At 31.9% G+C, this 14,837-nt stretch carries 18 protein-coding genes and 2 pseudogenes; 2 read left to right on the top strand and 18 right to left on the bottom strand.

All coding sequences use genetic code 11. The features are described 5' to 3' along the window. Positions 1–194 precede the first annotated feature (194 nt). The 16 genes and pseudogenes from P7F85_RS06900 to P7F85_RS06825 all read right to left on the bottom strand — a co-directional run. Positions 195–331: pseudogene (locus P7F85_RS06900) on the bottom strand (hypothetical protein); the annotation flags it as partial. A 222-nt stretch (positions 332–553) separates the two neighbouring features. Next, complete coding sequence (locus P7F85_RS06895; protein WP_002466562.1) at positions 554–1,168, bottom strand: phosphatase PAP2 family protein; 615 nt, start codon at positions 1,166–1,168, stop codon at positions 554–556. Positions 1,169–1,180: 12 nt separating this feature from the next. Next, positions 1,181–2,254, bottom strand: a complete 1,074-nt coding sequence (locus P7F85_RS06890) for an undecaprenyldiphospho-muramoylpentapeptide beta-N-acetylglucosaminyltransferase (RefSeq protein ID WP_002466564.1) — start codon at positions 2,252–2,254, stop codon at positions 1,181–1,183. Positions 2,255–2,271: 17 nt separating this feature from the next. After that, a complete protein-coding gene (locus tag P7F85_RS06885; protein WP_002466563.1) occupies positions 2,272–2,775 on the bottom strand; it encodes a GNAT family N-acetyltransferase in 504 nt (167 codons plus the stop codon). 81 nt (positions 2,776–2,856) lie between these two features. Then, on the bottom strand, positions 2,857–4,314 hold the full coding sequence (locus tag P7F85_RS06880; protein WP_026088912.1) for a S41 family peptidase: 1,458 nt from the start codon (positions 4,312–4,314) through the stop codon (positions 2,857–2,859). A 423-nt stretch (positions 4,315–4,737) separates the two neighbouring features. Next, on the bottom strand, positions 4,738–4,959 hold the full coding sequence (locus P7F85_RS06875; protein ID WP_002451177.1) for a YozE family protein: 222 nt from the start codon (positions 4,957–4,959) through the stop codon (positions 4,738–4,740). Next, positions 4,959–5,459, bottom strand: coding sequence for a PTS sugar transporter subunit IIA (locus tag P7F85_RS06870; RefSeq protein ID WP_002451176.1), 501 nt, complete (start codon positions 5,457–5,459; stop codon positions 4,959–4,961). The genes P7F85_RS06875 and P7F85_RS06870 overlap by 1 nt, the downstream gene beginning before the upstream one ends. 12 nt (positions 5,460–5,471) lie before the next feature. Continuing rightward, positions 5,472–5,900: a peptide-methionine (R)-S-oxide reductase MsrB gene (gene msrB, locus P7F85_RS06865; protein WP_002466623.1), complete on the bottom strand. Its 429-nt coding sequence runs from the start codon at positions 5,898–5,900 to the stop codon at positions 5,472–5,474. Next, a complete protein-coding gene (msrA, locus tag P7F85_RS06860; RefSeq protein ID WP_002466625.1) occupies positions 5,893–6,420 on the bottom strand; it encodes a peptide-methionine (S)-S-oxide reductase MsrA in 528 nt (175 codons plus the stop codon). The genes msrB and msrA overlap by 8 nt, the downstream gene beginning before the upstream one ends. A 97-nt stretch (positions 6,421–6,517) precedes the next feature. After that, positions 6,518–7,360 carry a DegV family protein gene (locus tag P7F85_RS06855; RefSeq protein ID WP_002466630.1) on the bottom strand — a complete coding sequence of 281 codons (843 nt, stop codon included), beginning with the start codon at positions 7,358–7,360 and terminating at the stop codon, positions 6,518–6,520. Between the two features lie 12 nt (positions 7,361–7,372). Next, entirely contained in the window at positions 7,373–7,855 is a 483-nt protein-coding gene (locus P7F85_RS06850; protein ID WP_015365001.1) for a dihydrofolate reductase, read from the bottom strand. Positions 7,856–8,023: 168 nt separating this feature from the next. Then, on the bottom strand, positions 8,024–8,980 hold the full coding sequence (locus P7F85_RS06845) for a thymidylate synthase (protein WP_002466618.1): 957 nt from the start codon (positions 8,978–8,980) through the stop codon (positions 8,024–8,026). Between the two features lie 252 nt (positions 8,981–9,232). Beyond that, entirely contained in the window at positions 9,233–9,676 is a 444-nt protein-coding gene (brxA, locus tag P7F85_RS06840) for a bacilliredoxin BrxA (RefSeq protein ID WP_002466614.1), read from the bottom strand. A 25-nt stretch (positions 9,677–9,701) separates the two neighbouring features. Next, complete coding sequence (locus P7F85_RS06835; protein WP_046464383.1) at positions 9,702–10,817, bottom strand: conserved virulence factor C family protein; 1,116 nt, start codon at positions 10,815–10,817, stop codon at positions 9,702–9,704. Between the two features lie 30 nt (positions 10,818–10,847). Then, entirely contained in the window at positions 10,848–11,102 is a 255-nt protein-coding gene (locus tag P7F85_RS06830; protein ID WP_002466633.1) for a NifU N-terminal domain-containing protein, read from the bottom strand. Between the two features lie 12 nt (positions 11,103–11,114). Next, positions 11,115–11,309: a zinc-finger domain-containing protein gene (locus tag P7F85_RS06825; RefSeq protein ID WP_015364999.1), complete on the bottom strand. Its 195-nt coding sequence runs from the start codon at positions 11,307–11,309 to the stop codon at positions 11,115–11,117. A gap of 318 nt (positions 11,310–11,627) precedes the next feature. Here P7F85_RS06825 and P7F85_RS06820 point away from each other — a divergent pair, with 318 nt between their 5' ends. Together P7F85_RS06820 and P7F85_RS06815 are read left to right on the top strand one after the other, a co-directional pair. Then, positions 11,628–12,332: a queuosine precursor transporter gene (locus tag P7F85_RS06820; protein ID WP_002466626.1), complete on the top strand. Its 705-nt coding sequence runs from the start codon at positions 11,628–11,630 to the stop codon at positions 12,330–12,332. Between the two features lie 159 nt (positions 12,333–12,491). Further along, positions 12,492–12,890 (top strand): ribonuclease HI family protein, encoded by a 399-nt coding sequence (locus P7F85_RS06815; RefSeq protein WP_002466613.1) that lies wholly within the window; start codon positions 12,492–12,494, stop codon positions 12,888–12,890. 59 nt (positions 12,891–12,949) lie between these two features. On the opposite strand, the gene P7F85_RS06810 is transcribed toward P7F85_RS06815, so the two are convergent. After that, the gene (locus P7F85_RS06810; protein ID WP_447158579.1) at positions 12,950–14,671 is read right to left on the bottom strand and encodes a DUF1542 domain-containing protein; all 1,722 of its coding nucleotides are present in this window, start codon (positions 14,669–14,671) and stop codon (positions 12,950–12,952) included. Beyond that, positions 14,654–14,749, bottom strand: a pseudogene (locus tag P7F85_RS06805) (DUF1542 domain-containing protein); the annotation flags it as partial. The pseudogene P7F85_RS06805 and the gene P7F85_RS06810, both read right to left, overlap by 18 nt. Between the last annotated feature and the right edge of the window lie 88 nt (positions 14,750–14,837).

The raw sequence follows: 14,837 nt of genomic DNA, 5'->3' as shown, positions 1-14,837 counted from the left end.
AATTATGAATCTAAATCTCAATGATTAATTAGATGACTTTATTCATATGTGTTTGTCTCTTTGTGTATAACCCATTAATTGTCTTCTTAACTAAATTTTATCATATTTTCAATCGTTAAATGGTAGGTATTGAGAAGTATTTTATTATTATTTCAAGTATTCGTAATGTCAAAAATTGATGATGGTTAATAATTTATAAATAGTTCATCATTTTTCGTTATTTCTAATTGACAATGATTCTCATTCATGTATAATAATAGTTGAAAATGATTATCAATACCAAAAAGAACTTTCCCCCCCCACATATATTTCGTTCTTAAGGATTGGTCATTTTCATATAATCCCCTTTTATATGCCCGTAAAAGACTAACGTTGAAAAACGTTTTAATAAAGCAGTAGACCTTTAGACACTTGAGGTTTACTGCTTTTTTAGTTCAGTAAACAATTTAAAAGAATTAGAGGGCTCTAGTTTTATAAATTAGTAAAATCAATTGATGATAAATGAAAGCACCACATTTCAAATTATGGAAATGTGGTGCTTTATAATCTAATATTATTCTGCCAATTTATTATTTAAAATTAGTGTTGATAATACAATACTAAATGAACCACCAATGATACCTGCAATAATATCAGTTGGATAATGTACCCCTAAATATACACGGGATATTGATACCATCAAAATGAGTGACGCTGCTAACCCAATTAAAATGCCTTTAGATAGACCAGAATCAGTTCTGTTCAAGATATAAATGATACTACCAAAATAAGAAGTTGATCCCATTGCATGACCGCTAGGGAAACTGAAACCAGTAATATCAATTAAACGTAATAATGTTGGTCGTTCTCTATCAAAGATATTTTTTAAAACGGGGTTTAATATGCTTGATAAGCTCATCACAATAACAAAAAATAATGTTTCAATTCTAAGTCGTTTTAACATTAAATATGCAATAAGCATTAATGATAAACAAACCATAGCCCATACTTCACCTAGTTTGGTAGCGCCAAGCATGATTGAAGTTGTAATAAAACTTTCTGATGCATAAATGAACTCGTAAACTTCATTATCTATCCATTTACCTAAGCGTGATTCATGGAAGAATGCTATGATTCCAAATATCAAAGTAAAAATGATAAGTAATGAAATTCGTTTTAATCGACTCATTACATTGTCCCCCTAATTATCTAAAGCATCTTTGATTATTTTATCGAATAAATCTTCTTTAGTATAACTTTCTTTATATGTTTGCATTTGTTTAACGATATCATCACGGTTTGTTTCAATGTGATTCAACTCTTCTAATAATCTTACTTGCGTTAATTCTTCTTCAGGAATGGCTTTACCATAACCTTTAGACTCAAAGTTTTTTGCGTTATCAATTTGATCTCCACGAGATTGATCAAGTCCAAGTGGAATTAATAGCATTGGAATTCGTAACGTCAGGAATTCATAAATAGCATTTGAACCTGCACGACTCACAACTGTATCAGTAATCGCAAGTAAATCTGTTAAATCATCTTTAACAAATTCAAACTGAACGTAACCCTCTTTTTTAATTGAATCATCTACTAAACCTTTACCTGTTAAATGTATGACTTGGTATTGGTGTAATAATGCTTCTAGGTTTTCACGAATAGCATCATTTAATTTTTTACTGCCTAAGCTACCACCCATAACAAGTAAGACCTTTTTATCTGGTTTAAATTCAGTTAATTGATAGCCACGTTGTTGATCTCCCTGTTTTAAATCTTCACGTACTGTCGCACCTACAAAGTCTGCTTTATCTTTTGGTAAATAGTTTAATGTGTCTTCAAATGTTGTATAGATTTTCTTAGCGAATTTTAATGCAATTTTATTTGCTAAGCCAGGTGTTAAATCAGATTCGTGAATGATGGTAGGAATTTTTAAAGAACGTGCAGCAATAACAACAGGTACAGATACAAACCCACCCTTTGAGAATAGTAAATCTGGCTTTTGTTTTTTCAAGATTTTACGTGCATCTAGCACACCTTTTAAAACTTTAAATACATCTTTCGCATTTTCTAATGATAGATAGCGACGTAATTTACCGCTTGAAATAGGATAGTATGCAATATTAGGTAATTGTGATTCTATCATTTCTCTTTCGATACCATTTTTAGAACCAATATAAAACGCTTCATGCCCTTTGTCTATTGCAGTAGGGATTAGACTTAAATTGACTGAAACGTGTCCAACCGTTCCGCCTCCGGTAAATGCAATTTTAGTCATAAATATAACCTCTATTCTTATATGTTTTTATAATATGCGTAAAATGGTGCACCACGATCGAATGGATGGTAATCAATTTCAGCTTCGCCTACTTTTGTAAATCCAAACTTTTCAAATAATCCTTGTGCTGGTTTATTAAGCGCAAACGTGTCTGTCAAAATAACATGTACACCATGATCTTCTGTCAAATCAACAGCAAATTGGAATAACTCGGTTGCTGCACCTTTATAAGATTGTGAACCAGCTAAGCGGTGGATTACGTATGCACCTTTACGATCGATTGGCCATTCTAGTTCATCATACCATTCTGACTGATTTTGGTCGATGACAATAAAGCCATAAATTTCATTATCTACATCTAATACATAAAGTGTTTCAGATTCGATATCTTCTTCAAAATGTTCAGTTACAGGGTATTTATCATCCCACTGATTATTGTTGAATTTCTCCATTATTTCTTTTGCTTCTTCTACTAATTTTTCAATATTAGAAAGATCTTTTTTCGTTGCTAATCTAATCATAATCTAAAACACCTCTTTGTATTTATGTTTGTTAGTTAAATGCTCTTATCTTTAAATTCACGCTTTTAAATCATTTTAAACTTATTTTAACTTCTTAAGTAGTTGATCTAAAACGGTATCATTTTTATTAGATTTTTCTACTAATTTTTGAGTAAACTTATCATTTGTTTCCTTATCAAATTCACCATTAATAGTTAAATCATTGTCTTTTTGGAATGCTTTAATTGCTGACTCTAAACTTGTATCAAATGATTTAGATTCATTATCTACTTTGAAACCAAGCGCTGTTAAACCAATTTTCATTGTTTTGACATGTTTATTGTTATCTCCTAACTTATACGTTTTATCATTAGGAATAACGCTTAATGATTGATACTTAGGTGTAGCAATTTCAACATCAGGTTTAATACCTTTACCGTGAATATAATGACCATCAGGCGTTAACCATTTCATTTCAGTATATTTTAATAATGAACCGTCATTGAATTCACGAGTTGTTTGTACAATTCCTTTACCAAATGACTTAGAACCGTATACTTTTGCTTTATGATAATCTTTGAGGGCGCCAGTAAATACTTCTGATGCACTTGCTGAACCTTCATTGATTAAGATCGACACTTTCATATCTTTTGCTTCTTTTAGAGGATCGTTTTCAGTTTTAAGCTGTTGTTTGTCGTCACCTTTTTGAAGTTGGACAACTGTTTTGTCTTTATCAATGAATATATTAGCCATTTTAACTGCTTCGTCTAATAATCCTCCAGGGTTATTTCGTAAATCTAATACGACGTTACGAATACCTTGTTTATGAGCTTTCTTAATCGCATTTTTCAATTCACCTGATGTGTTGTTTTGGAATTTGTTGATTGTAATGACACCAACATTGTCTTTCTTCTCGTATTCAACGCTTTTAACATGGATTGTATCACGTTTAATGGCAATATCTTTTTCAACTGAGCCACGTTTAATCGTTAATGTCACTTTGGTACCTTTTTTACCACGTACCATTTTTACAACTTCATCAAGTGGTTTATTTTTGATTGATTTATGATTAACTTCAGTAACCACGTCTTTTGGTTTGATGCCTGCTTTTTCTGCAGGAGAACCTTTCATTGGACTTGTAATACTGATTTGATCATTTTTCTTTTGCATTTCTGCTCCGATACCTACAAAATCACCAGACACACCTTCATTGAATGATTGGGTTTGTTCTTTTGTCATGTACTCTGAATAAGGATCTTTTAATTCTTTGACCATCCCATCTATTGCTGCTTGAGAAAGTTTATCGGATTTTTCACTTTTATAGTAATCTTTATTTAATGTTTTATATACATATTCAATTTTATGTAAATTAGCACGTTGTTCTTTATTCAATCCACTCATTTGGTGACTAATTAACAATGTAGCTGCTACAGTAATAGCGGCAGTAATTAAAATAATAGCAATAATGAGTGTAATCAAATGCCATAATTTAAGATGAATTTTCTTTTTAGCTTTATCTTTCTTTTTCTGCTGTTTTACATCTTGTTGATCTTGTTCGATTTGTTCGTCTTTATCATTCGTCACATAATCACTCCCTTAATCTTTGGTGACCATTCAAATTGATGTATTCAATTGAAACATTGATAATACATTATTATTTTAGTATGTTGCTTTTTATTTAACTAGCGATTTGATTTAAAAAAAGATACTTATAGTATGTATGGATTAATTTGGAAAATCAACTGAAATATCAACGGTTATAGCACAGGCTATATTTGTATATTAGCTGCAATATAGCAGAATAAAAGAAAAGAGGTTGAGACATTAAGGTTTAATGCTTTTGATACCAATGTAACGGTATCTAAAAAGCAGTATTGAAAGAATTGCGCTCACGATTTAATAAGTATTGTACTATCATTATTTTATCGTTTTAAGCAATTCAAATCTTAAACGCTTACGTCCCGACCTCTTTAAATGTAAATGCTAAAATTTTAACCATTCAGTATATTCTTCGTATAAATCATCAAAAACGGACATAGATAATGTGAAATCTCCATGTGTTTCAATATAGTCAGAAAGAGTATTAAAATCATTCTCATGACGCGGAAAGGCTAAATCTTCAAAAATTTGTTCAGCTAAGCGCCCTTTATCATCTTTTCTACCTCTAACTGTCATAGCAAATTGATAAAATGAATAATTCTTCATTAGTTCATTGTCACATCAATAACTTTTGTTTCACCTTTAACAACTGCGTTAACGTCTTCAAAGTGAATAGATGCTGTTTGATCAGAGTTTGTAATAATAACTGGAGAAATAACTGATTTTGCATTGTTTCTAATATATTCAACATCAAATTTGATGATTGGGTCTCCAACTTTAACTGTGTCTCCACTGTCTACAAGTACTTCAAAGCCTTCTCCATCAAGTTGAACAGTATCTAAACCGATATGCACTAATAATTCAAGACCATTCTCTGCTTTTAATCCAATTGCATGTTTTGTAGGGAATACATTATCTACATTACCTTCAATTGGAGATACTACAGTACCTTCAGTTGGATTAATACCAAAACCTTCTCCCATCATTTTTTGAGCGAAAACTGGATCTGGGATATCCTCGATTTTTACATATTCTCCAGATAGTGGCGCATAAATTTGAATATTCTTATCTACTTCTTTACCTTTACCAAATAATTTTTTAAACATAGTGTTTCACTCCTATTTCTCAAAGTGTTGTATTAAGTCACCGTAACCTAATTCTTCTAATTTATCATAAGGAATAAATTGAATTGCTGCTGAGTTGATGCAATATCTTAATCCACCCTTATCTTTCGGACCATCATTAAACACATGGCCTAAATGACTGTTGGCATCTTCAGAACGTACTTCTGTTCTAATCATACCAAACGTTTTATCTACTAATTCAATGATTTCGTCATTATCAATAGCTTTTGAAAAACTTGGCCATCCACAATCAGATTCAAATTTTTCTTCAGACGTAAATAATGGTTTACCTGAAAGTTTGTCTACATAAATACCTTTTTCAAAATGATTCCAATATTCATTTTGAAATGGTGGCTCGGTACCATTTTCTTGGGTAACTAGATATTCCATATCATTAAGTTCGTCTTTATTCTTTTTAATCATGTTGAGTCCCCCAATGTGTTTCTATAAATGCTTTTCTGCCTGAACCACGTTGGTATTGTTCATAATGCATAGGATTCTTTTTATAGTAATCTTGATGATAATCTTCTGCAGGATAGAAATTTTTATATGGTTTGATTGGTGTAATAACCGGTTTCTTAAAAATACCTTGTTCATCAATTTGTTGTTTCTTTAAGATGGCAGCTTTACGCTGTTCTTCGTCATGGTAAAAGATGACAGGTTGATAACTTTCACCTCGATCGAAAAATTGACCGCCATCATCTGTTGGATCAAATGTCTTGAAATAAACATCTAATATATTTTCAAATGAAGTTATTTCTGGATTATAAGTAATTTGGACAGCTTCTACATGTCCAGTTTGATTAGTACATACTTGTTCGTAAGTAGGGTTTTCTACATGACCACCACTATATCCAGAGACTACTGATTCAATGCCAGGATATGATGTGAATGGTTTAACCATACACCAAAAACAACCGCCAGCTAATGTTGCATAAGCCATTTGATTGCCTCCTTCCTATTCTTGTTAATAATTTACGATATTATTAGATAGAAATAAAGATAAACGCTCAAAGGCTAGAAGACATTGAAAGCGATTATTATTTTTCTCGAACGACAACCAATCCAATTGCACCTTTTCCAGTATGCGTAGTGACAACAGGTGTTGTGATGTTAATATCATAATCTTGACAATTGAATGCCTCAGTAAAGGTATTTTTAATTTTATCAACAAAATCTAATGCACTTGCATGAGTAATACCTACTGATTTAATTTTATGATTTTCTATGAATTCTGAAATTTCTTTTTTTAGATAATTGATACTAGTATTTTGAGTCCTAGCGTTATGTACTAACTCTAATTTGCCATCATTTAATGTACCTATTGGTTTGATTTTCATGATATTACCAATAAGTCCTTTAGTCTTACTTACACGGCCACCTTTAATAAGTTGGTTTAATTGTCCAATGACAACAAATAGTTTCGTGTTTTCTTGCAATTCTTTAACGCTTTTTACGATGTCAGTTGTAGATGTACCTTGTTCTATCAATTCAACGATATGTTTAATTTGATATGCCAAACCGTTGGAAATTGATTTAGAATCTATGACTGTCACATTCGCATCTACCATTTCACTTGCTTGATATGCCGTGTTATATGTACCACTTAAGCCAGATGACATATGAATACTGATAATTTCCACATCATCACCTGCAAGTTCTTCGTATAGGTTAATAAATTCACCAGTAGCAGGTTGACTTGTCTTAACATCAGCATCTTGTTCCATATATTCAATATATTCTTCAGAAGTAATCTCAATTTGGTCAATATATGATTTACCGTCAATTGTAACGTTCAAAGGTATAACATTGATTGAATTTTCCTTTAAATAGCTTTGAGGTAAATCTGATGTAGAATCCGTAACGATAACTTGCTTAACCATAAATAACTCCTCCTATGACTTTTTCCTTTTTAAATGTAAAAATGTATGTGGAATTGTACTTTTTTCATCTAGTTTGCCTTCAACTGATGACTCAACTTCCCATTCTTCAAAAGTGTAAGGAGGAAAGAATGTATCACCTTGAAATTTTCCATCTACCACAGTAATAAACATATCGTCTACTTTATCTATCATTTCTTCAAATAATGTTTGACCACCAAAAATAAATACGTGGCCTTCTAATTGTTGAATCTCTTCGAAAGAATGAATGACATCCACACCATCAGGATGAAAAGACATATTTTTAGTCAAAACCACATTTCGTCTATTTGGTAATGGTTTACCAATGGATTCGTAAGTTTTTCGTCCCATTACTAACGTATGACCTGTTGTTAATTCTTTAACATGTTTAAGGTCGTTAGGTAAATGCCATGGTAATTGATTTTGGTAACCTATAACTCTTTGTTGATCATGTGCGACTAAAATAGATAATGTCATTTCGTTCTCCTCCTTGGTATGTGGGCGTTAATATATCAGTTTCATAAATTTAATGTAACATAAATTGAATACAATTCGTTACAATAACCTAGTTCATATTGAAAATTTTATGATAAAAATTGAAAAATTTCTCATAATTATACTAAGCTACAAAAAATTTCTTATATACTATACAGCGATAGGTGCTTTAATAGCTGGATGTGATTCGTAATTAATGAGTTCAATATCTTCGTATTCAATATCGAATATGGATTTGTCAGTGTTAATCTTAATTTGTGGTGGATTGAAACTATCTCGGGATAATTGTGTTTCAACTGCATCCATGTGATTAGAGTAAATATGTGCATCTCCAAAAGTATGAACAAACTCACCAACTTCAAGTCCGCATTCTTTAGCAATGAGATGAGTAAGTAATGCATAACTGGCAATATTAAATGGTACGCCTAAAAAGATATCAGCACTACGTTGATATAATTGGCAACTTAATTTACCATCTTGTACGTAGAACTGGAACATCGTATGACATGGTGGCAATGCCATAGTATCTATCTCAGTAGGATTCCAAGCCGATACAATATGACGTCTAGAATTAGGATGTTGCTTGATTTGCTCAATGACAGTTTTAAGTTGGTCAAAATGATTGCCGTCTTTATCTTCCCAATCTCTCCATTGTTTACCATATACATTTCCTAAATCACCGTATTTTTGCGCAAATGCATCATCATTTAAAATATTTTCTTTGAATTTTTTCATTTCAGCTTTATATAATTCATTAAATTCACTATCTTGAAGTGAACGATGACCGAAATTGGTCATATCTGGTCCATGATAGTCTTCTGAGTTGATATAATTTTCAAAAGCCCATTCATTCCAAATATTATTATTATATTGAAGAAGATATTTAATATTTGTATCCCCTTTAATAAACCAAAGTAATTCTGTTGCTACGAGTTTAAAAGATACTTTTTTAGTAGTTAATAATGGAAATCCCTTAGATAAATCAAATCTAAGTTGATGTCCGAATTTAGAAATGGTTCCTGTATGAGTGCGATCATCTCTTTGGTTTCCTATATTTAGAATTTCTTCACAGAGGCCGTGGTAAGCTGCATCAAATGAATTGAGCATAATTGATGACATCCTTTCTTAATAGTCTGTATTGATGTATCTTTGGCATATTTACCAACAATTAACATTAATTTTATTATACTGAGAATTAATCGTTGAAAAAAGTAGTAAGCCAGATATATGTAAAATTTAATTTATTTAGTCAAAAAAACATACAAAAAGAGTGGCACAGTCTCGCATCTCTAAGTGTCTTGAGAAAACTGTACTACTCTTACTACCCTAATGTTTTCAATAATATGTGATACTCATTGATTATTTGACTTCACAATGATCATCAAAAGCGTCTTTTAAGTCCATCGCAATGTCATTGATGTCTCTACCTTCGATATGCTCTCTTGGCATAAAATGGACTAGATTTTGCCCTTTAAATAAAGCGAATGATGGACTAGATGGTACTTGTTGAATATATTCACGCATTGTTGCAGTTGCTTCTTTATCTTGGCCAGCAAATACTGTAACTTTATTTGTTGGTTTCGCTTCGTTTTGTTCTGCAACAGCAACAGCAGCTGGTCTTGCTAATCCGGCAGCACAACCACAAGTAGAATTGATAACGACGAAAGTTGTGTCATTGTCACTGACTTGTTTCATGTAGGATTCTACTGCTTCACTTGTTTCTAAACTTTCAAATTGGTGATCTGTAAGTTCAGAACGCATTTGTTGAGCGAGTTCTTTCATATATTGTTCATATGCATTCATATTGATATACTCCTTTATTCATTGATTAGGATTTATTTCTATTCGCAATTTGTTTCCAAACAGAGCCGAGGGCTTCATCGCCCTTCTCTATTCTAGAAATAGCCATTTCAATTTGTAATTTAACTTCATATGCTGAATCATCGGCATGCGCTTTTAGACTATCTAATTGTTGTTCGTTTCCTTCATCAAATATAAACATTGCTGCTCTCCAGCGAACGATTTTCTGTGGATCATCAAGTGCTTTTTCCATTTCGGGTAGTGCCTCTTTAAATCCTAAATCGCTTAGACAATCGCCTGCTGTACGTCGTACTGCAGGACTTTTATCATGTAATCCCTTATAAATATAGGGTAGGATTTGACGATCTTCAATCATGCCTAATAACACAATTGCTTCACGACGTAGTGGCACTTTTTCTTCATTTAATGCAGCGTCTAATAAAGGAATATCATCAAATGTCGGTGTTGGGAATGATTTCAACATTCTTAATTTTTCTTTCCAGTCTGAAGCTTGCTGATAAGTTTCAAGCGATACATGTTGGTAGTGACTTTCTGGAATAACAATATCTGTTTCTAATGCTTCTTTAATTAGTTGTTGAATTCGTTCTTCGGGATATAGTGCTAATGTTTCTTCATATACGTCATTCATAACGTCTTCAATATCCCCATATCGAATGCCAAAGTCTTCCCATTTTCTTAATAATACTATGTTATCGCTATCTTTTTGAGCTTTAAGCATACTATCTACATAAAATTCTGGTAATTGTTTACGTTTTTCATCATGTCCGGTGGATAGTTTGATTTGATAAGGTATCCCCTTAAACATTAATACCTCAGCTTTAACTTCTCCAAAGTGTTCATCTGGTTGTGATTCTTGTTGTGTTTGATCTTCCTTATTTAAGGTAGATGTAATTAAAGGTAAGACTTCTTCCCAATCGGCTTTAGGTTGTTTATCGATTGCTAAGAAATCCATAACATAGAAAATGGACTTCACGCCATCAAGTTCTAATAAATCATTAATAAATTGTGGTTGCTGATCATTAATTGTTGTATAAGTATTCGATTGATTATCTTGTCTTTTTTCTGTTAAGACGATTTTCATCGTATTAGGACTCGGTGTAGGTTCTACACGTAAAATTTCCATAGTCTCTGTCCTCCATGCAATCAGATTTACTTATTGATTGAACTTATCTTCGATTTGAGGGATTAGCGTTTGCCAATCTGCCTGATCCTCTTTATCAACTGAGATGAAATCCATAACATAAAATATTGATTTTACACCTTCGATATCAAATAATGCGTTAATGAATTCAGGTTGCCCTTCTTCTGCTGATGTATAAGTATTAGATTTCATATCTTCTCGTGATTCACTTAAAGTGATTTTCATAGTATTGTGATTTGGTGTTTCTGAGATTGAAACAATTTCCATAACAATTACCTCCTATTGAAGTTCATTTCCTATTTGCTTAATTTGTTTACCAATTGAACATTCATTGATACAAAAATGATGTGCCTGTGTCTTGTTCTCAGTCTTTCTTATATGCGACTTTAATGGACATTGATGACAATACGTAGTCAATAATTGATCAATTTGATTTATAGCTTGTTGTTCGGAATAAGTAAGGATACTCTCCACTCCCTTTAGCTATAGAATTTTTTATGTCGCAAATAAAGAGTTCGGGACATTAACGTAGCGTATATGACATGTCTTATATGTCAAGTTCATCTAATCTACTGTCTTTGACTCATTAATTCACATGTCGATATTATAGCATTTATTAACCATGATTGAACAACAATCAATTTGTCTTTCTTATATTTCACTTTTTAATGAATATAACATTTCGTGGAAATGGATATCGCATTGCATAAAATACTATTTTAGAGTAAAATGGTTAAGTTATTTTAGCGGTTTCTAAACACCCGCATTAACAAAATTTAGGAGGAAAATGATATGTATAATGAATTGTTTGGCGTTGCTACCTTTTTAGTGACGTTTATATTAATGGTAGCGATGTATCGTATGTTTGGTAAACAAGGATTACTAGCATGGGTAGCGATTGGAACGATTATCGCAAATATTCAAGTGATCAAAACGGTAGAAATATTCGGTATTTCAGCTACTTTAGGTAATGTGATGTTTGCTTCTATTTATTTAGCTACGGATATTTTAAATGATATTTATGGAAGAAAAGTAGCGAAACGTGCAGTTTGGTTAGGTTTCTCTTCAACTTTAGTTATGATTATTATAATGCAAATGTCATTACATTTTATTCCGGCCCCTGAAGATACTGCGCAAAATGCTTTTCATGCCATTTTTGATGTTGTGCCTAGAATTGCATTAGGTTCAATAGTTGCTTATATCATAGGCCAACACGTGGATGTATTTATATTTTCATTAATTAAAAAGCTATTTAGTTCAGATAAAACATTTATCATTAGAGCTTATGGAAGTACCATTATTAGCTCTATCATTGATACAGCATTATTTGTATCTATTGCATTTATAGGTAGTTTACCTGGCATGGCAGTTTTTGAAATCTTTATCACGACATATGTTTTAAAACTTGTGTCTACGATTTTCAATGTGCCATTTGGATACATTGCCAAATCGTTCTACCGTAAAGGTAAAATTACTAAATTAGATGAAGGCTTTTAAATCAATTATTAAATACGCTTCGCTTTGCTTAATGTACTAATTAGGTAAAGCGATTTTTTATTAATGATAATTAAAATTTGATGAATTTGTACCTATGATTATGATTAAATTAATAATGATTAGATTAGTTCAAAACATATAAATGAAGTAGGTGTAAACATGGCGAAGATTAATTTTGATGCTGCAACTAAAGGGAATCCAGGTAGGAGTACATGTGCTGTTGTAATTAAAGAAGAAGATCAACATCATGTGTTTACCCACGATTTAGGAGAAATGGATAACCATAGTGCTGAATGGGCAGCTTGTATTCATGCGTTAGAACATGCAAGAGAATTAAAAGTAAATAATGCCCTTCTATACACGGATTCAAAGTTAATTGCAGATAGTGTAGAAGCAGGATATGTAAAAAATGCTAAATTCAAACCTTACTTTGAACAACTAGAAATTTTAGAGCAAGACTTTGATTTGTTGTTTGTAAAATGGGTACCTAGAGAACAAAATAAAGAAGCTAATCAACATGCACAACAAGCATTATATAAAATATTAAAAGCCGAGTAATATAAAAGGAGCACCGATTGAAGTGATTTCAATCGGTGCTCCTTTATTTTGAGGAACGATTACTTTTTACGTTTAGAAGACTTTTTAGATTTCTTTTTCTTTCTTTTAGAAGCGACGACTTTTTTATTTTTGGTTGTCGCTGTTCCTTTTGGTTTTGGTGTTGTATCTTTGCTTTCTTTTTTCTTTTTAGCAATCAGTGGTGCAACGTGTGAATCATCATCTTTTAATGATTGTTTCTTTTGAGATAATTCAGTTGCTTTCTTATTGTTTTCTTCGTCATTGTTCTTTTTCTTTTTAGCAACTAACAATGGTGTGTGGTCGACATCATCGATTAAGTGTTTGTTCTTCTTATGTTGATGTGAAGAATAATCTTCTGTTTCATCTTCCTCATCTTTTTTACGACGTTTCGCTAAAATGAACCAGAATCCTGCTAATAAACCTGAAATACCTACAAATCCAAGTGTATTTTTTAATAAATCTACAAAACCATTTGAATTTTTATGGTGTTTAAAGTTGTCATTTGGTTCCTCGCTATCTTTCTTCGCATGTTCATTAGTTATAAGATCTTTTAGACTTTCCATTGCATTTTCGCTAGAACTATTAAATGTTTTAAATTGGTTAGTATTAAGCGCTCTAGATAAATCGTACACGGATGGATGAGTCAATGTTGATTGAGGCGGAATGTTTGAATTCCATCCTGTTATTTCTACAGAAAGAATACGTGCGATGCCATCATTTAATACTTGATTAACAACTTGTTGTGATTGAGCATTGTAAATATTTCTAATTGTATCGTTTAAAATGCCATAGATTCTATTTAATGCATCTTGTTTTTGACTACGTGTTCCAAACGGACTATTTAGGATACTTTTAGATTTTTGGTTAGCAATTTGTTTAATAGATGAAATGGCATTGTTTTTATGCTTCGCTAAGTCGTTAGCAACAGGTTTGAATTGATTAATTGTTGCTTGATATTGAGCTTTTTGCTTATTAATTTCAGTTAAAGTTGTTGCGTCGTTTATCGCCTTGATCGCATTGTCTTTTAACTTATTAAGTTGTTCGACTGCAACTTGTTTTTCTTTATCTGATAGATCTTTTCTAGCGTTAATTTCATCTATTTTTTGATTGATTGCGTCTTCTATCGCTTTTTGTGCATTATCTTTTGCTTGATCAATAGTAAATGCATTAGGGTCAAATTGATTAATTTGATCTTGTCCCTTTTGTTTAGCCTGATCAACGTCATCTTGTTTAGTAGATTTATTGATATTGTCAATTGCTTGTTGTTTTAATTTATCTACCTCAGTAATCGCAGCATCTTTTTGTTCTTGCGTTAAAGTAGTGTTGTTATTAATATCGTCAATTTTATTTCGGGTTGCATCTTCAATATCTTTTATTGCTTGTTGTTTGGCTACTGTTAATGTTTGTTCAATCACTTTAACTGGTACGTGAACAATCACTTTTGATCCATCAGTTAAAGTTATTTCAACACGTGCTTCTAAATTATTAGATACGCTTGATGTATTTGGTATTTCTAATACTTTTGCTTTTATTTGTTCACTTAAGTTGATATGTTGAAGCACGTCTTCGTCAGTTATGACTTCGTCACGTTGGACAACAATTTCTCCATTAACGAGTACCTGTTGAGCTGAGGCTTTAGGTAATTCGTTTGTGACTGGTTGTTGGTCTACTTCCCAAATAGGCGCATTTTGAATTTGATTAATTCCATTAGTTAATGCATTTGAAATTTCGTCTTTTGTTTTAGCATTTTCGATATTGTTCAATGCTTGATTTTCAAAATCATCGATTTCTTTTAATGCTTTTGCTTTTTGCGCATCTGTAAGATTTGGGTTGTTGTTAATGTCATCACGTTTTGCATTAGCAATATCTTTAATCGCTTGTTTTGCATCAACTTTAGACTGAATTAAATCTTTTAGTTTGTCTAAAGCA

The sequence above is a fragment of the Staphylococcus sp. aM genome, assembly GCF_052975125.1.
This window is presented reverse-complemented; position numbering and strand designations above follow the sequence as displayed.

Coding starts and splice junctions, on each gene's coding strand:
- P7F85_RS06845 (WP_002466618.1), bottom strand. CDS start 8,980: ATGCTCAATTCATTTGATGCAGCTTACCACGGCCTCTGTGAAGAAATT.
- P7F85_RS06850 (WP_015365001.1), bottom strand. CDS start 7,855: ATGACATTATCTATTTTAGTCGCACATGATCAACAAAGAGTTATAGGT.
- P7F85_RS06890 (WP_002466564.1), bottom strand. CDS start 2,254: ATGACTAAAATTGCATTTACCGGAGGCGGAACGGTTGGACACGTTTCA.
- P7F85_RS06835 (WP_046464383.1), bottom strand. CDS start 10,817: ATGGAAATTTTACGTGTAGAACCTACACCGAGTCCTAATACGATGAAA.
- P7F85_RS06830 (WP_002466633.1), bottom strand. CDS start 11,102: ATGGAAATTGTTTCAATCTCAGAAACACCAAATCACAATACTATGAAA.
- P7F85_RS06885 (WP_002466563.1), bottom strand. CDS start 2,775: ATGATTAGATTAGCAACGAAAAAAGATCTTTCTAATATTGAAAAATTA.
- brxA (WP_002466614.1), bottom strand. CDS start 9,676: ATGAATGCATATGAACAATATATGAAAGAACTCGCTCAACAAATGCGT.
- msrA (WP_002466625.1), bottom strand. CDS start 6,420: ATGGCTTATGCAACATTAGCTGGCGGTTGTTTTTGGTGTATGGTTAAA.
- P7F85_RS06870 (WP_002451176.1), bottom strand. CDS start 5,459: ATGTTTAAAAAATTATTTGGTAAAGGTAAAGAAGTAGATAAGAATATT.
- P7F85_RS06855 (WP_002466630.1), bottom strand. CDS start 7,360: ATGGTTAAGCAAGTTATCGTTACGGATTCTACATCAGATTTACCTCAA.
- msrB (WP_002466623.1), bottom strand. CDS start 5,900: ATGATTAAAAAGAATAAAGACGAACTTAATGATATGGAATATCTAGTT.
- P7F85_RS06875 (WP_002451177.1), bottom strand. CDS start 4,959: ATGAAGAATTATTCATTTTATCAATTTGCTATGACAGTTAGAGGTAGA.
- P7F85_RS06895 (WP_002466562.1), bottom strand. CDS start 1,168: ATGAGTCGATTAAAACGAATTTCATTACTTATCATTTTTACTTTGATA.
- P7F85_RS06820 (WP_002466626.1), top strand. CDS start 11,628: ATGTATAATGAATTGTTTGGCGTTGCTACCTTTTTAGTGACGTTTATA.
- P7F85_RS06815 (WP_002466613.1), top strand. CDS start 12,492: ATGGCGAAGATTAATTTTGATGCTGCAACTAAAGGGAATCCAGGTAGG.